This is a genomic window from Pseudomonas fildesensis, from assembly GCF_001050345.1.
GTDB lineage: Bacteria > Pseudomonadota > Gammaproteobacteria > Pseudomonadales > Pseudomonadaceae > Aquipseudomonas > Aquipseudomonas fildesensis.
Window position 1 is genome coordinate 82,171 of the sequence record NZ_LFMW01000011.1, and the last position, 21,071, is coordinate 103,241.

Here is a 21,071-nt window from a genome sequence, read left to right on the forward strand (position 1 = left end):
CAGGATCAATCCTCGCGACCATGGGCGGTGGTGTCCTGAAGCGAAGGGGTGTGCATGCAAATTCCTTGTTGTTCTGGGGCGACTACTCTGTTTAGCAGCATTGTGTTTAGCAGAGCATGGGTCGGATGGGAATAAATCCGTGGATCGAGGTGTTGACTCAGTACTGTCCTTTTGTGGAGGGTTGCATGAAGCATCGAGTTTACCTGGCCCTCCTTCTGGTTTTTTTCACCAGCGCCCAGGCGGTGGAGTACAAGGACGTCAACCGCGCCGCCAGCCAGATCAGCTTTACCTTTGAGCAAGTGCAGCAACAGATGTACGGCACCTTCAGGGATTTCGAAGGAACGCTGACTTTCGATACGCAAAAGCCCGAAGCGGGGCATGCGTTGCTGAAAATCCAGCTCGCCAGCATCAATGCCGGTAGCGCGGACACAAATGATGAGCTGCAGCGAGCTTCCTGGTTTGATACCTCGACTTACCCCGTCGGCGTGTATGAGTCCACCGGTATCAAGGCCCTGGGCGATAACCGCTTCAAGGTCAGCGGCAACCTGACGATCAAAGGCATTACGCGCCCTGTGGATGTGGACGTGGTACTCAAGGAGGAAAGCGGCATCGGCGTGTTTGACGGTCAGTTCATCCTCAAGCGTGACGACTTCAAGATCGGCGAAGGCGAGTGGGTGGGTAACAGCGTGGTGTCCAACGATATCCACATCAAATTCAAGATGGTCGCGCCACAGCGCTAGCGTGCGAACCGCTTGGCCCCGGCCACGCAGCCGATCACCGCGACCGTCACCAGCACCATGCCCAGGCTGACCTGTTCATGCAGCAGGCCCGCCGCCAGGGCCAGGCCGAAGAAGGGTTGCAGCAACTGCAACTGGCCGACCGCGGCGATGCCGCCCTGGGCCAGCCCGCGGTACCAGAACACAAAGCCGATGAGCATGCTGAACAGCGACACATAACCCAGGCTCAACCACGCGGGCAGGCTGATGCCGGTAAAGGTCGAAGGCGCCAGCATCAAGCTCAGGGGCGCCACTACCGGCAGCGACACCACCAGGGCCCAACAGATCACCTGCCAGCCACCCAGGCTGCGCGACAACGTGGCGCCTTCGGCATACCCCAGGCCACACACCAGCACCGCGAGCAGCATCAACACATCACCGGCGGGCGCGGCGCTCAGGCCCTGGGCGAACGCATAGCCCATCACCAGCGCACTGCCCAGGATTGAAAACAGCCAGAACACCGGCCTCGGGCGCTCACCGCCGCGCAGTACGCCGAATACCGCCGTGGCCAGCGGCAGCAGGCCGATAAACACGATGGAGTGCGCGGACGTCACGTATTGCAGGGCCAGCGCGGTGAGCAAGGGAAAACCGATGACCACGCCGAGGGCGACAATCGCCAGGGGCGCCCATTGATTGCGAGCGGGGCGTTTTTCCTTGAACAGCCACAGCAGGCACAAGCCGAGCACAGCTGCCAGCGTCGCGCGCAGCATCGTGAGGAACACCGGGTTGAATTCCATCACCGCCAGGCGTGTCGCTGGCAATGAGCCGCTGAAAATCACCACGCCGATAAAACCGTTGATCCAGCCCCGGGTGCTGTTGTCCAGGGTGTTGAGCGCTGAAGTGCGTTCCATGAGGATGTGCTCGAAAAGGAAAAGTTGCGTGGGAGCCATCCTAGGATTGAAGATTAAGACAATCAAAAAATTGTCATGGATACATCGCCGATGCCGCGCGCCCGCTACAAGACACTGGTCGACACCTTTGCCGAGGACATCCGTAGCGGCCAACTCCCGCCCGGCACACGCCTGCCGACTCACCGGCAATTGGCGTCCAGCCATGGCCTTGCGTTGGTCACTGCGAGCCGGGTGTACACCGAGCTTGAGGCCATGGGTTTGGTCAGTGGCGAGACCGGTCGCGGCACCTTTGTGCGCGAGATTGCGCTGCCACCGGGGCAGGGCAGTGGGCAGATGAACGTGGCGGCAGGCATGCTGGATTTGAATTTCAACTACCCGTCATTACCCGGCCAGGCGGACCTGCTGCGTACCGCGCTGCGGCAGTTGGCGTTGTCCGGCGACCTGGAAGCGCTGTTGCGTTATCAACCCCATGCCGGCCGGATGCATGAGCGCGCGGTGGTAGCGCGGCATCTGTTGACCCGGGGGCTGAGGGTCGAGGCCGAGCAGGTGCTGGTGGTCAGTGGCGCCCAGCACGGATTGGCGGTGACGATGATGGCGTTGCTCAAGCCCGGCGATGTGATTGCTGTCGACGCGTTGACGTATTCGGGGTTCAAGGTGCTGGCCGAGACCCTGCACCTGGAAATCCTCGCGATACCGGTCACCGCCAGCGGCCCCGACCTGCACGCGCTGCAAAGCCTGTGTCACAAGCGCCCGGTGCGCGCGGTGTACAGCATGCCGACCCTGCATAACCCGCTGGGCTGGGTGATGGATCTGGCGCAACGTGAACAGTTGGTATCCATCGCCCGTCAGCACAACCTGATGATCATTGAGGATGCGGCCTACGCGTTCCTGGCCGAGAACGCGCCACCGCCCCTGGCCACATTGGCGCCAGAGCGCACGGTGTATGTCGGCGGGCTGTCGAAGAGCGTCGCCACCGGCCTGCGTGTGGGGTTTGTCTGTGCGCCTGCGGCGTGGGTAAAGGCATTGGAGCGCACCATCATGGCGACCACCTGGAACGTGCCCGGGGTGATGAGCGCCATTGCGGTGGCTTGGATCGAGGACGGCACCGTGGCGCAGCTGGAAGCGCAAAAACGCCAGGATGCAAAGGCGCGGCAGGCCTTGGCGGCGCAGGTGCTGAAGGGGCTGACGTACATCAGCCATCCCTGTTCGTATTTTTTATGGCTGCCACTGGCGGAGGACGTCCGAGCCGATCAGATCGCCATGAGCCTGCAAAGGGAGAATATTTCCGTGTCCACCGCCGAACCGTTTGCCGTCACGACCCACGTGCCGCACGCGTTGCGCCTGGCCTTGGGGTCGGTGGGCATAGCCCCACTGCGCGAGGCGCTGGTGAAGGTGCGCAAGGTGGTGGAGTGGTGAGCCAGGGTCGCCGGCTCACCGGCAGTCGTCAGTATTTGTACGCCTGACGGCCGATCAGCAGCCACTGGCCTTTCTGTTTCTGCCAGACCTGGAAGTTGTCGATGTCGGTTGGCACTTCGACGCCACTGTTTACGGCCAAGGCGTGAAAGTGATTGCGCACCAGGGCGGTGTCGCCTTGCAGGGTGATGGTCTGTTTCTGCATTTCCAGGGTCTTGAAGGCGCTGGTGTGGGTTTCGATGTCGGCGATGAATTCAGCCTTGTTCTGCACCTTGCCGCTGGAGTGGCCGTAGGTCAGCTTTTCGGCGGTCAAGGCGTGGAGCTGCTTGATGTCCGTGTGCAGCATGGCTTGGGTCAGTTGGTCGACTGCTTGGGCTACATCCTTGTCGGCGGCGGCAGGCGCTGCGGCAACGTAACCGGTGAACAGGCACAGAAAACCGATCAGCACTTTGACTTTTTGCATGGGTGTTTCCTTATTGTTGTTGGGGTAGGGCGGACAAGACGTTACTGAATATGTCGTCGTACAACATTGCAATATTTCACTCGTGCTTGGAAAGCGAAATTTCGAATATTTGCCTATGGTGTCGTATTTACGCTGAATTGATGTCTATTTAAGCTTGTACGATGTCCCATCACAGGATAAAAATGGCGGCCCGTCTAACAATAAAATAACGGTGACACATGATGGATCTATCCCCTTTGCCCGCTCCGAGCGAGCACAGCCGCCGCGTCTTTCTCAAGCGTTCTCTGGCGGTTTCCGCGTCGGTGGCGGTGCTGGGTGAATTGCCTCGGCTGGCCGAAGCAGCCGAGCCGTTGAGCCAGCGTTATCCGGACCCACTGATCAAGGTGCTCGACGACAGCTTTCTGGAACTGCGCCTGTTCAATGCCAGCGTCGAACGGCTCGCCACCGGCCTGCGCTGGGCGGAGGGGCCGGTATGGGTTGGCGACGGTCGCTACCTGCTGCTCAGTGATATCCCCAACAACCGCATCGTGCGCTGGGATGAAGTGACCGACAGCCTGTCGGTGTACCGGGAAAATTCGAATTTCTCCAACGGCATGTGCCGTGATCGTCAGGGCCGCCTGCTGGTGTGCGAAGGGTCAACCACCTCCAGCGAGGGCCGGCGTATCACCCGAACCGAGCACAACGGCAGCATCACTGTGCTGGCGGACAGCTTTGATGGAAAACCTTTTAATTCGCCTAACGATATCGTCTGTAAACGGGATGGTTCGGTGTGGTTCAGCGACCCGCCGTTCCAGACCGGCAACAACTACGAAGGGCACAAGATCACGCCCACCCAACCCCATGGCGTCTATCGCATCAACGGCGACAGCGGCCAAGTCACACGGGTAATCGATGACCTCAACGGGCCGAACGGCTTGTGCTTTTCGCCGGATGAAAAAACCCTGTACGTGGTGGAAGGGCGGGCCAAACCCAATCGCCTGATCTGGGCTATCGAGGTCAATGACGACGGTACCCTCGGCGCACGGCGCAAGCACATCGAGGGCCTGGATTACGCCGCGCTGGACGGCATCAAATGCGACCAGAGCGGCAACCTTTGGTGTGGCTGGGGCGGCAATGGCGACCCCAAGGCCGACCTGGAAAAACTCGATGGCGTGCGCGTGTTCAATCCCCAGGGTAAGGCTATCGGGCATATCTCACTGCCGGAGCGCTGTCCCAACCTGTGCTTTGGTGGACGCGAAGGCAACCGCTTGTTCATGGCCGGCAGCCACTCGATCTACGCCTTGTTCGTTAACACCCGGGACGCCAGTTTCGGTTGACCACACACTGAAAAAACCACTGTGAGCGTCGTTTTAACGACGTTGACAGTGGCATTTTGGCGCTATGCTGCGGGCTCCTGAGGCATCAGAGAGACAAGCAAATGGACTTCGATTGGCACAGCGACCCCATCACCCGCAGCACCCCCGTGACTGCCCACTATAAAAACACCCAGAACGTCCGTCGTTTCATGCTTGAACACTGCGGCGCGGCGTTCAAATTCGACCGGCCCTTCATGGCCTGGATTCGCGATGAGACACCCAAGACCCTGGGCGATGTGGTGGATGAGTGGCAACGTCGAAACGAGAAGGCACGCCCATGACAGCGGATGAAAAATACCAGGCCGCCCAACAGCGCCTCGGCTACACGCTGGACGAGTTCAAAGTCGGTGGCAACTACACGCCGCTGGTGCGCGACGGCAACCACCTGTACATCAGCGGCCAGATCCCCCGCGTAGGCGACGCTATTGTGCTGCCGGGCAAGGTCGGTGAAAGCCTGACGCTGGCTCAGGCGCAAATCGCCGCCGGGATCAGTGCATTGCGCTGCCTGGGTTTGCTCAAGCAGGCGCTGGGCTCGCTGGACCAGATCAAGGCCATTGCGCGCATCACCGTGTACGTACGCAGCGCGGAAGACTTTGATCAGCAGAGTGAAGTGGCCAACGGCGCATCGGACCTTCTGCACGAGATTCTGGGCAGCGCCGGGGTGCATACGCGCACGTCGGTGGGGGTGATGCAGTTGCCCAAATCGGCAGCGGTGGAGATCGACATGATAGCGGTCGCGCACGGTTGAACCGCCCATGATCACCCAAGGCATTGGGGTACTGGTCAACTACACCATCTACCTGGCGCCTGGCTTGTTGCTGTTCGGCGCGTGGTTCGCGCTCACGCCCAAGTCGCTGCCGGCCATGCGCATCCTGACCCTGCTGGCGGCGTTTGTGCTGATGCGCGACGCGATGACGCCGCTGGGTCTGTGGGCGCTCAGTGACGAGGTGCAGATTGCATTCACCCACAATACGTTTGTGCTGGCGGTGCTCGGGGGGCTGTCACTGCTGCTGATTGCAGTGCTTGCCTGGGTGGCGCCAGAGCTGTCGCGGTTGATCGTGTGGTTCAAGGGCCGGCGCGCCCATGGCCTTGCGGTGGGGCTTGCCGTCGGCTGCCTGATCGGTGTGCCGCTGCGGCTCTTTCAAGGGATCGATCCGCAAACGATCCATGGTTATTGGGTGTGGTTGCCGGGCATGGTGGTGTTGGCCTATGGCGCCAATGCGCTGGAAGAAGTGCTGTTTCGCGGCTATTTGCAGGGCTATCTGGAGCAGCAGGTGACGCCGTTGCGGGCGGCGTTGATCAGCGGCGTGGCGTTTGCCGCGTGCCATGCCTTTCTGGCGCTGAGTGTTACCCAGTTGGGCTGGCCGGTGTTGCTGTTTACCCTGATCGAAGGGCTGGCCTGCGCGCTGGTGCGTATGCGGTACGGCGTGTTGGCGGCGACGCTGGCCCATGGCACGGCGATCCTGCTGATTGCCGTGCCCTATATCGCTTGAGTTGAAATGTAGTCAAGCCCGCTCCCACATGTTGAGCGTGTTTATCCGGTTGATTAGCCTTGCTTCAGTGGCGGTGTACGCGGCGGGATCAGGCGCTTGCTGCCGGTGGCTTCATACGCGGACGCGAACCGCAGCAACGCTGAGTCATCATAGGCACGCCCGGCAAATGTCAGCCCGACCGGCATGCCGATATCTGCCATCACGCCCATCGGCACGGTCACGGTTGGCACGCCGAGGTGGCGAATGGCGAGGTTGCCGTTGGCCACCCAGACGCCGTTGCTCCAGGCGATATTGGCGGACGCCTCGTTCACATCGGCATCCGCCGGGCCGACATCGGCCACGGTGGGGAACAGCACCGCGTCGAGCCCCAGCTTGTCCATCCAGTCTTCCAGGTCGATGCGCCGGGTTTGCTCCAGACCGCGCAGGCCATCGGGCACCGTGCTGATCTCATTCCACGGTTTGATACCGCGTTCAGCCATGCGCACGTACTCGTCCATGCCGGCAGCGAGGTCGTCTTCACGGTTGGGCAGGGTGCCCGGGTCGTGGGGGAAGATTTTCGGCCCGTCGACATCCGCCAGGCGGTTCAGCGTCGGGTCGCCATTGGCGCGCAGGAAGTCGTCGAACGCCCACGCAGAAAGCTCCCACAGTTCATCGTGAAGGAATGCCTTGGACACCAGGCCACGGGTAAACACGGTCGGTGCGCCGGGGCGATCGCCTTCGCAGTTGGACACCAGCGGGAAATCCACGTCGATGACTTCCGCGCCTGCAGCTTCGAGCGCTTGGCGGGCGGCTTGCCACAGGTCGATCACCGTGGCACGGGTGTTGATCTTTTGCCCGGTCGGCCCGCCGATACCAGGTTTTTCGCTGGTGCCGGCGTCAGGGTCGGCGTTGATGTACATGCGCGGTACGCCGAAACGCTTGCCGGCGAGCATTTCGCTGTCGACAGCCAATTCGGCGTAGGACGCCGGACGTACCGACGCAACGCTCGGGATCGGCACCCAGGGTTGCAGGCGCCACAGGTCGCCACGGGTGTCGGGGTCTTCGGCGACCACCACGTCGAGCACTTCGAGCAGGTCGGCCATGGTGCGCGCATACGGCACCACCACGTCCATGGTCGGGGTCAGCGGCCAGTTGCCACGCACCGAAATCACGCCACGGGATGGGGTGTAGGCACACAGCCCGTTGTTGGAGGCCGGGCCGCGTCCGCTCGACCAGGTTTCTTCCGCCAGGCCAAACGCAGCAAAGCTTGCAGCCGTCGCGGTACCGGCGCCGTTGGACGAACCAGAGGCAAACGGCGCAGTCAGGTAGTTGGCGTTGTAGGGGCTTTGCGCACGGCCATACACACCGCGTTGCATGCCGCCATTGGCCATCGGCGGCATATTGGTCTTGCCCAGGCAGATGGCGCCACCGGCACGCAGGCGTTCGATGGTGAAGGCGTCTCGATGAGCGGTGAGCTTGGCGAAGGCCGGGCTACCCGACGCAGCGGTCAGCCCCTTGACCAGGTAACTGTCCTTGGCCGTGTAGGGAATGCCATCCAGCGGCCCCAACGTTTCGCCCTTGGCCCTGCGCGCATCGGACGCCTCGGCTTCTTTCAGGGCGTCGGGGTTGCGCACCACGACGGCGTTCAGCGCGGTAGCCGTCTGCGGGCCGTCATAGGCCTCGATCCGCGCCAGGTAAGCGTGGACCAGTTCAACGGCCGTGGTCTGGCCGGATTCAAGCGCCGCGCGCAATTGGGCAATGGAGACTTCAGTCACTTGCATCACGTTTTTTCGCCGCCTTCAGGTGGGAGTATGGCGGCAGTCTACGTACAGATATTTCACAAAACCAGCGCCGAATAATCCGCATAGGCGGTGCGCATGACCTGCCAGGTGGACTCATCGGCAGGAATCAAATGTTCGATACGCAGCGAAGTCAGGGTGATGTCGTGGGGCATGCCGAACGTGGTAAAGGTCGACAGGAAATTCAGCTCGCCTTGGGTCGAGCGGATGCGGGTCAGCATCAGCGGCGGCATTTCCTGGGGGAGATCGGTGCAGGTTGGCACCGGCAAGCCGGACAGCAAAGCAGCCAATGCAGGATTTTCCAGGGCCTCGCGGGTTGCCCGTTGCCAGGCTCGGGTGCGGATCTCTTCGGCGTTGATCAGGTGATCGCCCAGGCCACCGGGTTGCAGCAGGGTGGTCAGCAGGTTCAACCCATTGGCCGCCTCCGGGGGGATACCCACCAGTTCAAACAGCACGACGGTACTGGCATTGGCCGCCAACACTTCCCACTGGCTCCCCAGCATAATCGCGGGCGCGGGGTTGTTGGCGTGCAGCACATGGCTCACCGCGTCACGAATCGCCTCCATCGCCGGTGAGGCAAGCGGGGTGGCGGTATAGCGCGGGGCAAAGCCTGCGGCGAGGAATACGCGGTTGCATTGGTCCAGCGGCGTCTCCAGCGCGGTCAGCAAGTTATGCAAGGTGCCCGGGCTCGGTTTGGCGCGGCCGGTTTCGATGCAACTGAGGTGGCGCTGGGAAACACCGGTGATCAAGGCCAGGTCCAGCTGGCTCAGGCGCGCCTGTCGACGCAACTGGCGCAGGTGTTCACCGGCGGTGGCAGGATTATCCATGGCGTGATCATGACCTCCGAGGTCATTGCGAGGGGCTGAACCTTATCACTATGGTGGGCCTCGATCACTTCAAGGAGGACACCATGCACAGACCTTATATTGCCCTGACCGGTTTGCTTGGGTTTTCGTTGTACACGCTGGCGACGATGTTGACGGCCGAGCAGTCGTTGCTGGCCTTTGGAAAGGCGTTGATGTCACAGCCGGACACGGCGCAGGTGGTGATAGACCTGTACCTGATGGCAGTGCTGGCGTGCGTGTGGATGTACCGGGATGCGCGGGGGCGAGGGCGGTCGGTGGCTTCGGTGGTGCCGTATTTTTTGCTGACGGCGGTGTTCGTGTCGGTCGGGCCGATGCTTTATATCGTTGTGAAGGGGTTCCGGGATGAATAACCTTTTGCCTGTCTACGCGCTGTGCGTGCTGGTGCTGTGCCTGAAGATGTTTGCGATTTCCTGCTATCAGGGTTTTTTCCGGATTCGGGGGCAGGCGTTCACCAATCGCGAGGATGCGGCTTTCTTCAACCGCGCAGCGCTGGAGGAGGACTTGCCGCAGGTAAACCGTGCGACCAAGGCCTGGGGCAATGACCTGGAGAATATTCCGCTGTTTTTTGTGTTGGGTGGATTGTGCGTCGCGTTGGGGACGCACGGTGTTGTCACTGCCTGGTTGTTTGGTGGTTTTACCCTGGCGCGGGTGGGGCATACGGCGATGTACCTGGCGGGATGGCAGCCTTGGCGCTCGATGGCGTACGGAGCGGGCATGGCGTGTCTGTTCGGGTTGGGCGCAATGCTGGTTACGAGGCTGATATGAATGAAGCGGCACCCCACTGTCCCTGTGGCGAGCGAGCGAGCTTGCTCGCGCTGGGCTGCGCAGCGGCCCCAAACCTGACGCCGCGTGCTAACTGAAACACCGCAGCGCCTTTGATGGGGCCGCTGCGCAGCCCAGCGCGAGCAAGCTCGCTCGCCACAATAAACCCGCGGCCTTGACCTGCACAGCCAGCCGATGATCGGCGGTTCAGACGCCTTTGGTCGACGGCAGCAGTATCGTCAGGATGCCCACCAGCGGCAGGAACGAGCACAGCTTGTAGACGTACTCGATACCGTGGTTATCCGCGAGCAAGCCAAGCAGCGCCGCACCGATCCCGCTGAAACCAAACATCAGGCCGAAGAATATCCCGGCGATCATACCGACGTTGCCGGGCACCAGTTCCTGGGCGAATACCACAATCGCGGAGAACGCCGAGGCGAGGATAAAGCCGATCACCACGCTCAGTACGGCGGTCCAGAACAGGTCGACGTAGGGCAGGGCCAGGGTGAACGGCGCGGCGCCGAGGATCGAGAACCAGATGACTTTCTTGCGACCGATCCTGTCGCCAATCGGGCCACCCGCGAAGGTGCCCACGGCCACCGCGCCGAGGAACAGGAACAGGTACATCTGGGAACTCGAGACGGACAGCTGGAATTTTTCAATCAGGTAAAACGTGAAGTAACTGGTCAGGCTGGTCATGTAGAAGTATTTGGAAAACACCAGCATCGCCAATACCACCAGGGCGAACGTCACGCGGCGTTTGGACAGGCCGTGGGTGGCTTTGCCGCCTTGTTTGAGCTTGAACAGGTTGAGGTGGTTGCGGTACCAGCGGCTCAAGCCATACAGCACAAAGATCGCGAACACGGCGAACAGGCTGAACCAGGCGATATTGCCCTGGCCGTAGGGAATGATGATCGCTGCTGCCAGCAACGGGCCAAAGGCGCTGCCGGTGTTGCCGCCGACCTGGAAAGTCGATTGCGCCAGGCCGTAACGTCCGCCGGAGGCCAGGCGCGCCACGCGGGAAGTTTCCGGGTGAAAAGTCGACGAGCCGACGCCGACCAGCGCCGCCGCCAGCAGAATCGCGGGGAAGGTACCGACAAATGCCAGCATCAGGATGCCGATCAACGTGCACACCATGCCCGCCGGCAGCAGCCAGGGCTTGGGGTGGCGGTCGGTGTGGTAGCCAATCCACGGTTGCAGCAGCGAGGCGGTCAGTTGGAAGGTCAGGGTGATCAGGCCAACCTGGGTAAAGGTCAGCCCGTAGTTGGCCTTGAGCATCGGGTAAATCGACGGCAGCACAGCCTGGATCAAGTCATTGATCATGTGCGCCAGGGCGCAGGCGCCGAGGACGCGCATCACCAAGGGGCTTATCTGGTGGGTGTCGGTTGTAGCGGCGGGGGACGCGGTCAGGGTGGTCATGCAGGCATTCCATACAAGGCAGCTAACAGGCAAGGAGGTGGGCCGCGGTGATGTGAACCGCTGCTCCATTTGAACTCGGTGTTTATGCTAGATTTGCGGAAAATGCCTGTCTCGCGTAATTCGGGAGGCAACCATCGCAAAAAGGGCGAAATGATCAAATCACTGGATAAATTTCTGCAGGAGATCGATGAGGGCGAGTGGGCCGTCATCAGTTCGGCCACAGACTACCCGGAAAACTGGGTGATTCCCGATCACAGCCACGAGAAGCACCAGTTGCTCTACGCGACCGAAGGCGTGATGGTGGTGCACTCGGCGCAGAACCAGTGGACGGTGCCGCCCAATCGCGGCTTCTGGATGCCCTGCGGGCACGTGCACTCCCTGCGCTGCGTGGGGCCGCTGAAAATGCGCAGTGTGTTTGTGCGCCCCGACAGTTTCCCGAACCTGCCGACCGAAACCAAGGCCGTGAGTATTTCGCCGCTGCTGAGCGAGCTGATCAAGGCCTCGGTCAGTTTGAAACCGCCGTACGCCGAGGATTCCCGCGACGCGCGGATCATGCACCTGATCCTCGACGAACTGGCCCTGTTGCCGGCTTTGCCGTTATCCCTTCCGCAGGCCGCCGACCCACGCATCAACCGGATTTGCCTGGCGTTGCAGGAGGATCCGGGCGATGCCTCCACGGTGGCGGATTGGAGCGAGCGCCTGGACCTCGACCAGAAAACCATCCAGCGCCTATTCCGCAAGGAAACCGGCATGACCTTCGGCCAATGGCGCCAGCAGGCGCGGCTGCTGCTGGCGCTGGAACGCATCGCGGTGGGGGAGAAGATTATCGATGTCGCCCTTGAACTGGGCTATGACAGCCCGAGTGCGTTTTCCAGCATGTTCAAGAAGCAGTTCGGCAAGACGCCGAGTCATTTTTTTCGATAGTGTCGGGCTCGGCCATTATCACGGCGTGCCTACTTAGCCAGCAGGTTATTGAACGCATGGATGTCCAGCGGCCGACTGAGATAGAAGCCTTGGCCTTCGTCACAATCCACGGCTTTGAGCAGTGCCAAGTGTTCGGCTGACTCAATCCCTTCGGCCGTGACCGTCAGTGCCAATGCGCGCCCCAGGCCAACGATTGCCTGGATGATTGCCTGGTCATCCTCGCTTTCCTCCAGCCGGGTCAGGAAACTGCGGTCGATTTTCAAACCGTCGAACGGAAAGGCGCGCAAATAGCTCAGGGAGGAGTAACCGGTGCCGAAGTCATCCATGGCAATGCGTATACCCAGATGTTTGAGTGCGCCCATCACCTCAAGCGCCCCGGCGGCATCTTCGAGCATCACGCTTTCGGTGATCTCCAGCTCCAGGCGGGTGGGGTTGATCCCCGAAATATTCAACGCCTGCCCAATGCGCTCCAGCAGGTTGCCGCGCTTAAACTCAGTGGGCGACAGATTCACCGACACGAAAAGATTGTCCGGCCATTGGGCGGCGCAAGAGCACGCAGTTTCAAGCACCCAGTCGCTCAGAGACAGGATCAGGCCGGACTCTTCGGCAATCGGAATGAAGGTGTCGGGTGCGATAAGACCGCGCACCGGATGTTGCCAGCGCACCAGTGCTTCGGCGCCCACCATCTGCCCATCGGCGATGCGATAGCGCGGTTGGAAGTGCAGGCGCAGTTCTGAATGCTTGATCGCATACCGCAGATCACTTTCGAGGGCGCGACGCTCGATGATCCGCGCATTCATTTCGCCCGAGTAAAACCGCCACGTATTACGACCCCCCGCCTTGGCCTCGTACAAGGCGATATCGGCGTAGCGCAGCAGCTCGCTGGCTTCGCAGGCGTCATTGGGCGCCATGGCTATGCCGATGCTGGCGCTGACGAATACTTCCTGTTCGTCGATTCTGATGGTGCGCTCGATGGACTCGATCAAGCGCCTGCAGAGCGTTTCGACTTCGTCCTGGGCACCTGCGCCAGTGAGGATCAGCACAAATTCATCACCGCCTACGCGGGCAACCAAATCACCATGGCGCACGCAGTCGGCCAAACGGCTCGACACTTCATTGAGCACCCGATCACCGGCGGCGTGCCCGAGCAAGTCATTGACGGGCTTGAACCTGTCCAGGTCCAGGCTGAGCATGACCAGCGGCTGATCCGAGGTGGCTGGCGCGTTGAGCTTACCGTCCAGAAACGCGCGCAGGCGCATGCGGTTGGGCAGCCCGGTGAGCGCGTCATGTTGGGATAGAAATTCGATGCGTCGGCGTGCCTCGACCTCTTCGGTCACGTCGGTGGCTGTGCCGCGAAATCCGCCGCAGGGCATTTCTCGCGCCGACAGCCGGGTGGCGCGCTCCTGCCCCTGGGCATCGACATAATGACATTGCACGCTGACGTCCGGGCGCCGGCCCGAGGTGCCGAACCACTGTGATAACTGGCCGGCCTCTGCGTTCAGCAATTGGTTCATCGTCGCACCGATCCAGGCTTGCCGGGCGAGCCCCGTGACGTCTTCGAAGCGCTCCGACAGGTAGGTAAATCGCCAGTCTGCGTCCACCTCCCACACCCAGTCTGAACTGGCCTCCACCACATCTCGGAAGCGTTCTTCACTGGTCGCCAATGCTTTCTGGCTATCTTGCAGCGAGGTATGGCTGGTATCCAGGGCGAGCGCGTCCGCCGTGGTTCGGCGCAAGATGAGCCAGGTCATCAGGCACACCAGCAACGCGGCCAGGCCGAGTAGCGGCAGGCCAACTCCGATCAACCGCAAGCCGGGCCGCGACGCCTCCCAGTGCAGGCTACCGGCGGCGCCGCTATCGTCCAGGGCAAACAGCCGGGTCTTGCCCATTTCAGCGGGTGATGCGATATGCAACTGATTGACGCCAAAATCTTCGCCGATTTGGGCGAGCTTGGCACGGGTGAGAATATCCACGAAGAACAGTACAGACGCTGGCCTGTCGTCGGTTACAACGGTGGGGTCAGTACCGGGTGTTATCGCCGCTGCCGCCACCAATGCGGGGCTGCCGCGCACATTGATGAAGGCCGTCACGGGTGTTTCGGTGGTGCCCCCCGCCCGCGCCTGTTCGAGGATGTCGGCGATGGGCTGATCAAGCCAATCGCTGAGTTCAATCGGTTCGAGTTTGCCCTTGATCACCGCGTAAACCGTGTGATTGAGGTCGTTGACGACAAACAAGCCTTGAAAACCGAAATCCTGGAACAACGTGGGCCCAACGTTTTCGCGAACATAAGCCCAATCCGTGTCCACTTGAACATGCAGGTGCTTGTAGGCATCGCCCCAGAAGGCGTAATCCTTGACGGTCAGGCGCAGGGATTTTTCCAGGGACTGCACGGCTTTACGGGTGTAGAACGCGCTTTCGATCTCTTCGGTTCGGTCCAGATCTTGGGCGAGATAAACCAGCGAGTAGGCGGCCGCCGCAAATACGCAGGCCAGTAAGGCCACACATTGGAACAGCGACGTACGTGCCAGTGAGAGGCTGGTTCGGTGGGAAAGCGTGCGGACAAAAGGGGAGCGACTGTTCGGCATTGTTTCCCGCAGTGAGTCACTGCAAGTCAGTAGTATCCCTTGCTATCGGCGGCGTCGGCAAAAAACTGAGCGCGTCTGTCGGCAGGCATCGGTTCACCTGACCGCTCATTTGCCTTGCGTACTCAAGTTGGCGAAAAAAATACAACCGATCAGCCGCGCAAACAGGCTCAGGGTTTCCGGCAGGTTGGGGTCGTCAAACAGCATCGCCCGTGAATCCAGCGCACACAGCGCGCCGAACAGGCGGCCATCCGGCAGAAAGATCGGGGCCCCGGCATAGCTCTCAATGGCGTATTGCTTGACTACCGGGCGCGCGGCGAAGCGGCCGTTTTGACTGATTTGCGGGATGAACAGGGTCTGGGGGTTGATGCAGAACTCGCTGCACAGGGTGGTTTCAAGGTCGAGTACATCGTTGACATGAATCCCCATTTCCATCGGGTCGTAAGCCGAGCAGACGATCCACTCCAGGTCAGTGAATTTGGCGATACCGGCGAAGCGCATGCCGGTCAGGCGGGTGACGAGTTGCAGGATGCTGGTGGTGGCTTCGATTTCGGCGATGGCGGCGCGCTCATCGGCGCTGAGTAACGATTGGGCTGCGGTGACGCTGGGAAGCATGTGTGAACACTCCAATGGCGTGGTGGTTTTGGCCACCACGCACAGTCAGGTCTTAGTTGATGCGCGGATGCTGCTGCACCAGATTCTGGCGCTTGGCTTCCAGCGCGGCAATTTCGGCGTCGAGGTCTTCGATCTTCTGCTCGATATTGTCGTGATGCTCTTGCAGTATTTCCTTGGCTTCTGCCATGTCGGAGGCCGCCGGCGCTGCGCCGCGCAACGGTTTGTTGGCGGTTTCCTTCATGGTCAGGCCGGTGACCAGGCCGACTACCGCAAACACCATCAAGTAGTACGCGGGCATGTACAGGTCGTTGGTAGTTTCTACCAGCCAGGCCACGGCCGTTGGGGTGATACCGGCGACCAGTACCGAGACGTTGAACGCACTGGCCAGGGCGCTGTAGCGCAGGTGAGTGGGGAACATCGCCGGCAGCGTCGAAGCCATCACGCCGATAAAGAAGTTAAGAATGACGGCCAGGATCAGCAAGCCCGCGAAGATCAGGCCGATCTTGCCGCTGGTGATCAGCATGAACGCCGGGATGGACAGAAACAGCAGGCCGATGCTGCCGGCGATGATGAACGGCTTGCGACCGATCTTGTCGCTGATAAAACCAATGAACGGTTGCACAAACAGCATGCCGACCATGATCGCGATGATGATCAGCACGCCGCTGTTTTCTTTGTAGTGCAGGTTATGCGACAGGTAGCTCGGCATGTACGTGAGCAGCATGTAGTACGTCACGTTGGTGGCGGCGACGATACCGATGCAGGTCAGCAGGCTGCGCCAGTGCTGGGTGGCGACTTCCTTGAATGACACTTTGGGGCCGTGGGTCAGGCCCTGGCGGTCGCCTTGTTCAAGCTTGTCCATGTGCTGCTGGAAGGCTGGCGTTTCTTCCAGCGCGTGGCGCAGGTACAGGCCGATGATGCCCAGGGGCAGGGCGAGGAAGAACGGCAGGCGCCAGCCCCATGACTCGAACTCCGCTTCGCCGAGCACACTGGAAATCAGCACCACCACACCGGCGCCGAGCACGAAGCCTGCGATGGAACCGAAGTCCAGCCAGCTGCCAAGGAACCCGCGTTTGCGGTCCGGTGCGTATTCGGCGACGAAGATCGAGGCGCCGGTGTATTCACCGCCCACCGAGAAGCCTTGGGCCATTTTGCACAGTAACAGCAGGATCGGTGCCCAGATGCCAATCGAGGCGTAGCCGGGAATCAGGCCGATGGCGAAAGTGCTCAGGGACATGATCACGATGGTGGCGGCGAGGACTTTCTGCCGCCCGTATTTGTCACCCAATGCGCCGAAAAACAGGCCGCCCAGGGGACGAATCAGGAAGGGTACGGAGAAGGTGCCCAAGGCGGCGATCATCTGGACACTGGGCGAGGCGTCGGGGAAGAACACCTTGCCGAGCACATAGGCGACGAAACCGTAGACGCCAAAGTCAAACCACTCCATGGCGTTGCCCAGTGCGGCGGCGGTGATCGCCTTGCGCACCTTGGCATCGTCGACGATGGTGATGTCTTTCAATCCGATGGGTTTGACGCTTTTCTTACGTAATTTCATGCGGGCCACTCTAAAGCTGAACAGGGGAGGTGCCATCGCCGCGATGGCACCGCTCTGTCAGTTCAGATACAAGCGGACATGAAATAATTCACCGCTATTTGCGTTTTTTTGCAGATTGACTGAACTTTGCCAATCCAGCCGGGGAGCCATTCCGAATGCCTGTCACCGCCGCACGCCTGACCTACCGAAAGCCACATCCCGGCGACGTGCAGCGATTGTTCGCGATCTTCGGCGACCCGCAGACCAACCTGTTCAATCCTGCCGGCCCGATGACGAGCCTGGCCGAGGCCCAGCGCCTGCTCAATCGTTGGCTCGAACAGTGGGCCACCCAGGGCTATGGCTGGTGGGCGATAGCCCGGCGGGAGGCGCCACAACACATCATTGGCTTTGGCGGCATCGCGCCACTTAATTACCTGACCGAACGCCGCGTCAACCTCGGCTATCGCTTTGCCGTCGAAGCCTGGGGGCAGGGCTATGCCACCGAGGTGGGCCGCGATGCGCTGGTGCTGGCGTTCGACACGCTCGGTTTACCGCAAGTCTTCGGGTTGGTGCGGCCAGATCACGCAGCGTCGATACGCGTGCTGGAAAAGATCGGCATGCAGCGCTTTGGCCTGCTCGATGATGTGCCCGGCAAGGCGCCAAGTCTGGTGATGCGGGTTTGTCATCCTACAACTGCCCGCTCCTGACACTTTTTGTAATCACCTAACACCTAGACATACGGCAATCTTTCGGATTGACACCGCGTAAGCAGCCCGATATAAAAGCCACAGTTGTACGACGACATATGACGTTACATATGTCCTACCTAACAAAAATAAAAAGTGATGCCATGAACTTGAACGAGCCCATCAGCGCCCACCGCGTGGGTCAGGCGGTAGGCAACTATCGCTGGACCATCTGCGCGATGTTGTTTTTCGCAACCACCGTCAATTACCTCGACCGCCAGGTGCTCAGCCTCCTGGCGCCGCAGTTGTCGACGCAGTTTGGCTGGAGCAACACCGATTACGCCAACATCGCGGCGGTGTTCCAGTTTGTCTACGCGATTTCCATGCTGTTCGCCGGCCGGCTGGTCGACAAGATCGGCACCAAGACGGCCTACGTCGTGGCGATTGGCATTTGGTCCACCGGCGCCATCATGCATGCGTTCTCGGTGCCGATGGGTGAGGGCATCGCCGCCTTCAGCAGTGCAATTGGCCTGGCGGTGATCCCGGTGTCGATTGCCGGTTTCATGCTGTCGCGCGCCGTGCTGGCAATTGGCGAGGCGGGTAACTTTCCGATCGCGATCAAGGCCACTGCCGAATATTTCCCGAAGAAAGAACGCTCCCTGGCCACCGGTATTTTCAACTCCGGCGCCAACGTCGGCGCGATCCTGGCGCCGATCTGCGTGCCGCTGATTGCGGGCATGTGGGGCTGGGAAGCGGCCTTTATGGTCATCGGCATGCTCGGCTTTGTCTGGGTGGCTGTATGGGCGGCGGTGTATGAAAAGCCCGAGCAGCAGAAACGCCTGTCGGCCGAGGAACTGGCCTATATCCGCAGCGACCAGACCGTGCATCCATTCACACCGCCGGTTGCAGGCGCGGTGGAGAAGAAAGTCTCGTGGTTCAAGCTGCTCACTTATCGCCAGACCTGGGCCTTCGCCTTCGGCAAGTTTATGACCGACGGCGTGTGGTGGTTCTTTCTGTTCTGGCTGCCCACCTACCTGTCGGCGCAATACGGCATGAAAGGCCCCGATATCGTGATACCACTGGCTGTGCTGTACAGCATGACCATGGTCGGCAGCATTGGCGGCGGCTGGTTCCCCAGCTACTTCATGGCACGCGGCGACGCGCCGTATGACGGCCGCATGAAAGCCATGCTGGTGATCGCGCTGTTCCCGCTGGTGGTACTGCTGGCGCAGCCGCTTGGCTACATCAGCTTCTGGGTGCCGGTACTGTTGATCGGCGTGGGCGCCTCGGCGCACCAGGCGTGGTCGTGCAATATCTTCACCACTGTGTCCGACATGTTCCCGCAGAAAACCGTGGCCTCGGTGGTCGGCATTGGCGGCATGGCCGGCGGCTTGGGTGGCGTGGTCATGACCAAGATCGGCGGTTGGGTGTTCGACTACTACAAGTCCGTCAACGATATCCATACCGGCTACATGATCATGTTTGCCATCTGCGCGCTGGCTTACCTGGTGGCCTGGAGCGTGATGAAGACGCTGGTGCCACGCCACAAGGAAATCACCGACCTGTAAAGGGGCCGGGGCTCGAGTTCTCCCGTAAGGAGTGGCACGTTGTGGCGGGCTGTCTGCCCGTGAGGATGATACGAACCGCCATGACCACCCCGATCAGCACTGCGGCCAGGCCGGCCGCTTCCATGGTGGTGGGCCAGCGACCGTGAAACCACAGGCCGAGCAGGGTGGCAAACAGTGATTCAAGGGCGATCAACTGGCCGCTCAGCACCATGGGCAAGCGCCGGGTCGCGGCGTTCCAGGCCCAGGCGCCGATCACGGTAGACATCGATGCGATGGCCAGGGACCAGGCATACAGCGGCCCCGCCTGGGCCAGGCCAAAACCGAGGGTGGGTAGCTTGAGCAGGCCGAAGGCTTGCACCACCGGCACCAGGCACAGTGTGGCAATACCGGTGCCCACCAGCATCAGTGCGGTCCAGGCACCGGTTGCTGTGGCGGGAAGGTCCCGCATGTACTTCTGGTTGATCACGCTGAACCCCACCCACAACACGACCGCGCTGACCGAGAAGAACAACCCCGCCAGCCACGTGCCGTTACCCGATGCAGCCTGATTGAGGCTGCCGAGGTTGGACAGCCACAACCCGACCGTCAAGAAGCCCAGCGGGACAGCCAGTCGGCGCCAAGGCACGGTCTTGTTCCTGGCGTTGCCGAGCAGGGCCAGCAGCACCGGCACCATGCCCACAAAGGCGGGCGTCAGCACCGGCCCACCGAAGACGACGCCCGCGGCAATGCACACGCCGTAGCCCAGGCAGCCCGTGGTGCCGAGGCCGGCAGCGACCAACCACTGGCCGGGCCTTAGGAACCGCAATTGGGCCCGGCACAGGATCATCCCCGCCACGCCCAACGCGCCGGCGATCAGAAACCGTACGGTCATCACGTCATAAAGGCTGTAGTCGCCGGTGATGTAAGGCGTGATGAAGTTCAGCGCCCAGCCCAGGGTTGCGACAACGGCAAGACTCACGCCAATGAAAAGGGAGGTATTCATCAAGTATGTCCATGAAGTAATGCATTCATGGTGCACAGCCAGAGCGGTGTGCTACAAACGAGTTCTCGGCCCTGGATGCATAACCTCAGATTATGAATGCGCTCGGCAAAACCTTACCGCCCCTCGCCAGCTTGCTGCCCTTCGAAGCCGCCGCGCGCCTGGAGAGTTTCTCCAGGGCTGCCGAGGAACTGCACATTACCCAGGCGGCTATCAGCCGGCAGATTCGCGGGCTGGAAGAGAACCTCGGGGTGAAGCTGTTTTGTCGGCGTAATCGGGCGGTATTCCTGACCCAGAAAGGGCGCGAATTCGGGCGCGTGGTGGCTGCCGCGCTGCGAGGCATCAGTGATGGCGCTGCGAATCTGCGGGCGTCACCTCACTGCAACCGTGTGGTGCTGCTGTGCCAGTTGTGCGAAGCGTTTTATTGGCTGATGCCGCGCCTGTCGACGTTTCACCAGCAATACCCGCATATCGAAATACAGGTAGTCACCTCCACCCGGCCGCTGACGGAATTCAATGATCACTTCGACGTGGCGCTGCAAAGTACGCGGCGTGCGAGTGGCTCGCATCCCCTGATGTTCACCGCCTCCGATGAGGTGTTTCCGGTGTGCAGTCCTGCCTACCTGACAGCCGCCCAACCGCTGCCGCTGACCGAGTTGCAGCCCTATACGTTTTTGCATCACAGCTCCGAGCCTGCCCACTTGATGGAGTGGGATGGCTGGTTGCAGGTGTTCGGTGAGGTGTTGGCCAGTGATGCGCGCAGTGCCACGTTCGATAGCTACCCGCTGATGCTGCAGGCGGCTGTGGAGGGGCACGGTATTGCGATGGGGTGGCGGCGTACTGCGAGCCGCTTGATTGAAAGCGGCGCGCTGGTGAGGCCATGTGCGCAGAGTGTGCATTTGCCGCAGGCTATCTCGGTCTACCGGCAACAAGGTGTGGGGAACCGGGCCGAGATCACGGCGCTGTTGGCGTGGCTGGAAGCGCAATTGCAGAGTGAGGGCTGACTG

Annotated in this window: 21 protein-coding genes; 12 read left to right on the forward strand and 9 right to left on the reverse strand. The window is 61.1% G+C overall.

Going from position 1 to position 21,071, the window contains the following annotated elements; genetic code table 11:
- The first annotated feature begins 185 nt into the window (after positions 1-185).
- Complete coding sequence (locus tag ACR52_RS16415) at positions 186-740, forward strand: YceI family protein (RefSeq protein WP_048726221.1); 555 nt, start codon at positions 186-188, stop codon at positions 738-740.
- Here the strand turns inward: ACR52_RS16415 and ACR52_RS16420 are convergent.
- Positions 737-1,627 carry a DMT family transporter gene (locus ACR52_RS16420; protein ID WP_048726222.1) on the reverse strand — a complete coding sequence of 297 codons (891 nt, stop codon included), beginning with the start codon at positions 1,625-1,627 and terminating at the stop codon, positions 737-739. The genes ACR52_RS16415 and ACR52_RS16420 overlap by 4 nt on opposite strands.
- Before the next feature lie 90 nt (positions 1,628-1,717).
- Here ACR52_RS16420 and ACR52_RS16425 point away from each other — a divergent pair, with 90 nt between their 5' ends.
- Complete coding sequence (locus ACR52_RS16425; protein WP_048726226.1) at positions 1,718-3,043, forward strand: aminotransferase-like domain-containing protein; 1,326 nt, start codon at positions 1,718-1,720, stop codon at positions 3,041-3,043.
- A 28-nt stretch (positions 3,044-3,071) separates the two neighbouring features.
- Here ACR52_RS16425 and ACR52_RS16430 read toward each other — a convergent pair whose 3' ends face one another.
- Positions 3,072-3,503, reverse strand: a complete 432-nt coding sequence (locus tag ACR52_RS16430) for a nuclear transport factor 2 family protein (RefSeq protein ID WP_048726229.1) — start codon at positions 3,501-3,503, stop codon at positions 3,072-3,074.
- Between the two features lie 221 nt (positions 3,504-3,724).
- On the opposite strand from ACR52_RS16430, the gene ACR52_RS16435 reads away from it, so the two are divergent.
- From ACR52_RS16435 to ACR52_RS16450, 4 genes are all read left to right on the forward strand, one after another.
- Positions 3,725-4,819 carry an SMP-30/gluconolactonase/LRE family protein gene (locus tag ACR52_RS16435; protein WP_048726639.1) on the forward strand — a complete coding sequence of 365 codons (1,095 nt, stop codon included), beginning with the start codon at positions 3,725-3,727 and terminating at the stop codon, positions 4,817-4,819.
- A 101-nt stretch (positions 4,820-4,920) separates the two neighbouring features.
- Positions 4,921-5,139 (forward strand): DUF6434 domain-containing protein, encoded by a 219-nt coding sequence (locus tag ACR52_RS16440; protein ID WP_048726233.1) that lies wholly within the window; start codon positions 4,921-4,923, stop codon positions 5,137-5,139.
- Entirely contained in the window at positions 5,136-5,606 is a 471-nt protein-coding gene (locus ACR52_RS16445; protein WP_048726235.1) for a RidA family protein, read from the forward strand. Before ACR52_RS16440 ends, ACR52_RS16445 begins: the two co-directional genes overlap by 4 nt.
- 7 nt (positions 5,607-5,613) lie before the next feature.
- Positions 5,614-6,351, forward strand: a complete 738-nt coding sequence (locus tag ACR52_RS16450) for a CPBP family intramembrane glutamic endopeptidase (protein WP_048726238.1) — start codon at positions 5,614-5,616, stop codon at positions 6,349-6,351.
- A gap of 53 nt (positions 6,352-6,404) precedes the next feature.
- Here the strand turns inward: ACR52_RS16450 and ACR52_RS16455 are convergent, their stop codons facing one another.
- Complete coding sequence (locus ACR52_RS16455) at positions 6,405-8,114, reverse strand: amidase (RefSeq protein WP_161799304.1); 1,710 nt, start codon at positions 8,112-8,114, stop codon at positions 6,405-6,407.
- A 53-nt stretch (positions 8,115-8,167) separates the two neighbouring features.
- A complete protein-coding gene (locus ACR52_RS16460) occupies positions 8,168-8,956 on the reverse strand; it encodes a helix-turn-helix domain-containing protein (RefSeq protein ID WP_048726244.1) in 789 nt (262 codons plus the stop codon).
- Between the two features lie 83 nt (positions 8,957-9,039).
- Between ACR52_RS16460 and ACR52_RS16465 the strand changes: the two genes are divergently transcribed.
- Both ACR52_RS16465 and ACR52_RS16470 read left to right on the forward strand, forming a co-directional pair.
- Positions 9,040-9,345, forward strand: a complete 306-nt coding sequence (locus ACR52_RS16465) for a DUF2834 domain-containing protein (protein WP_048726247.1) — start codon at positions 9,040-9,042, stop codon at positions 9,343-9,345.
- Positions 9,338-9,760 carry an MAPEG family protein gene (locus ACR52_RS16470; protein ID WP_048726250.1) on the forward strand — a complete coding sequence of 141 codons (423 nt, stop codon included), beginning with the start codon at positions 9,338-9,340 and terminating at the stop codon, positions 9,758-9,760. The genes ACR52_RS16465 and ACR52_RS16470 overlap by 8 nt, the downstream gene beginning before the upstream one ends.
- Before the next feature lie 204 nt (positions 9,761-9,964).
- Here ACR52_RS16470 and ACR52_RS16475 read toward each other — a convergent pair whose 3' ends face one another.
- Positions 9,965-11,176 (reverse strand): MFS transporter, encoded by a 1,212-nt coding sequence (locus tag ACR52_RS16475; protein WP_048726253.1) that lies wholly within the window; start codon positions 11,174-11,176, stop codon positions 9,965-9,967.
- Between the two features lie 102 nt (positions 11,177-11,278).
- Here ACR52_RS16475 and ACR52_RS16480 point away from each other — a divergent pair, with 102 nt between their 5' ends.
- Positions 11,279-12,100, forward strand: a complete 822-nt coding sequence (locus ACR52_RS16480) for an AraC family transcriptional regulator (RefSeq protein ID WP_048726256.1) — start codon at positions 11,279-11,281, stop codon at positions 12,098-12,100.
- Between the two features lie 29 nt (positions 12,101-12,129).
- Here the strand turns inward: ACR52_RS16480 and ACR52_RS16485 are convergent, their stop codons facing one another.
- From ACR52_RS16485 to proP, 3 genes are all read right to left on the reverse strand, one after another.
- Entirely contained in the window at positions 12,130-14,685 is a 2,556-nt protein-coding gene (locus ACR52_RS16485; protein WP_048726259.1) for a bifunctional diguanylate cyclase/phosphodiesterase, read from the reverse strand.
- A 105-nt stretch (positions 14,686-14,790) separates the two neighbouring features.
- Positions 14,791-15,297 (reverse strand): GAF domain-containing protein, encoded by a 507-nt coding sequence (locus ACR52_RS16490; protein ID WP_048726262.1) that lies wholly within the window; start codon positions 15,295-15,297, stop codon positions 14,791-14,793.
- A 52-nt stretch (positions 15,298-15,349) separates the two neighbouring features.
- Positions 15,350-16,852, reverse strand: coding sequence for a glycine betaine/L-proline transporter ProP (gene proP / locus ACR52_RS16495; protein ID WP_048726265.1), 1,503 nt, complete (start codon positions 16,850-16,852; stop codon positions 15,350-15,352).
- A gap of 155 nt (positions 16,853-17,007) precedes the next feature.
- Between proP and ACR52_RS16500 the strand changes: the two genes are divergently transcribed.
- Together ACR52_RS16500 and ACR52_RS16505 are read left to right on the forward strand one after the other, a co-directional pair.
- Positions 17,008-17,538, forward strand: a complete 531-nt coding sequence (locus ACR52_RS16500; protein WP_048726270.1) for a GNAT family N-acetyltransferase — start codon at positions 17,008-17,010, stop codon at positions 17,536-17,538.
- A gap of 143 nt (positions 17,539-17,681) precedes the next feature.
- Positions 17,682-19,085 carry an MFS transporter gene (locus ACR52_RS16505; RefSeq protein WP_048726273.1) on the forward strand — a complete coding sequence of 468 codons (1,404 nt, stop codon included), beginning with the start codon at positions 17,682-17,684 and terminating at the stop codon, positions 19,083-19,085.
- On the opposite strand, the gene ACR52_RS16510 is transcribed toward ACR52_RS16505, so the two are convergent.
- The gene (locus tag ACR52_RS16510) at positions 19,072-20,067 is read right to left on the reverse strand and encodes a DMT family transporter (protein ID WP_048726276.1); all 996 of its coding nucleotides are present in this window, start codon (positions 20,065-20,067) and stop codon (positions 19,072-19,074) included. The genes ACR52_RS16505 and ACR52_RS16510 overlap by 14 nt on opposite strands.
- Positions 20,068-20,159: 92 nt before the next feature.
- Here ACR52_RS16510 and ACR52_RS16515 point away from each other — a divergent pair, with 92 nt between their 5' ends.
- Positions 20,160-21,068 carry a LysR substrate-binding domain-containing protein gene (locus ACR52_RS16515; protein WP_048726280.1) on the forward strand — a complete coding sequence of 303 codons (909 nt, stop codon included), beginning with the start codon at positions 20,160-20,162 and terminating at the stop codon, positions 21,066-21,068.
- Positions 21,069-21,071 lie beyond the last annotated feature (3 nt).

Coding starts and splice junctions, on each gene's coding strand:
- ACR52_RS16420 (WP_048726222.1), bottom strand. CDS start 1,627: ATGGAACGCACTTCAGCGCTCAACACCCTGGACAACAGCACCCGGGGC.
- ACR52_RS16465 (WP_048726247.1), top strand. CDS start 9,040: ATGCACAGACCTTATATTGCCCTGACCGGTTTGCTTGGGTTTTCGTTG.
- ACR52_RS16500 (WP_048726270.1), top strand. CDS start 17,008: ATGCCTGTCACCGCCGCACGCCTGACCTACCGAAAGCCACATCCCGGC.
- proP (WP_048726265.1), bottom strand. CDS start 16,852: ATGAAATTACGTAAGAAAAGCGTCAAACCCATCGGATTGAAAGACATC.
- ACR52_RS16490 (WP_048726262.1), bottom strand. CDS start 15,297: ATGCTTCCCAGCGTCACCGCAGCCCAATCGTTACTCAGCGCCGATGAG.
- ACR52_RS16505 (WP_048726273.1), top strand. CDS start 17,682: ATGAACTTGAACGAGCCCATCAGCGCCCACCGCGTGGGTCAGGCGGTA.
- ACR52_RS16435 (WP_048726639.1), top strand. CDS start 3,725: ATGGATCTATCCCCTTTGCCCGCTCCGAGCGAGCACAGCCGCCGCGTC.
- ACR52_RS16470 (WP_048726250.1), top strand. CDS start 9,338: ATGAATAACCTTTTGCCTGTCTACGCGCTGTGCGTGCTGGTGCTGTGC.
- ACR52_RS16440 (WP_048726233.1), top strand. CDS start 4,921: ATGGACTTCGATTGGCACAGCGACCCCATCACCCGCAGCACCCCCGTG.
- ACR52_RS16415 (WP_048726221.1), top strand. CDS start 186: ATGAAGCATCGAGTTTACCTGGCCCTCCTTCTGGTTTTTTTCACCAGC.
- ACR52_RS16475 (WP_048726253.1), bottom strand. CDS start 11,176: ATGACCACCCTGACCGCGTCCCCCGCCGCTACAACCGACACCCACCAG.
- ACR52_RS16510 (WP_048726276.1), bottom strand. CDS start 20,067: ATGAATACCTCCCTTTTCATTGGCGTGAGTCTTGCCGTTGTCGCAACC.
- ACR52_RS16425 (WP_048726226.1), top strand. CDS start 1,718: ATGCCGCGCGCCCGCTACAAGACACTGGTCGACACCTTTGCCGAGGAC.
- ACR52_RS16445 (WP_048726235.1), top strand. CDS start 5,136: ATGACAGCGGATGAAAAATACCAGGCCGCCCAACAGCGCCTCGGCTAC.
- ACR52_RS16480 (WP_048726256.1), top strand. CDS start 11,279: ATGCCTGTCTCGCGTAATTCGGGAGGCAACCATCGCAAAAAGGGCGAA.
- ACR52_RS16460 (WP_048726244.1), bottom strand. CDS start 8,956: ATGGATAATCCTGCCACCGCCGGTGAACACCTGCGCCAGTTGCGTCGA.
- ACR52_RS16485 (WP_048726259.1), bottom strand. CDS start 14,685: ATGCCGAACAGTCGCTCCCCTTTTGTCCGCACGCTTTCCCACCGAACC.
- ACR52_RS16430 (WP_048726229.1), bottom strand. CDS start 3,503: ATGCAAAAAGTCAAAGTGCTGATCGGTTTTCTGTGCCTGTTCACCGGT.
- ACR52_RS16450 (WP_048726238.1), top strand. CDS start 5,614: ATGATCACCCAAGGCATTGGGGTACTGGTCAACTACACCATCTACCTG.
- ACR52_RS16515 (WP_048726280.1), top strand. CDS start 20,160: ATGAATGCGCTCGGCAAAACCTTACCGCCCCTCGCCAGCTTGCTGCCC.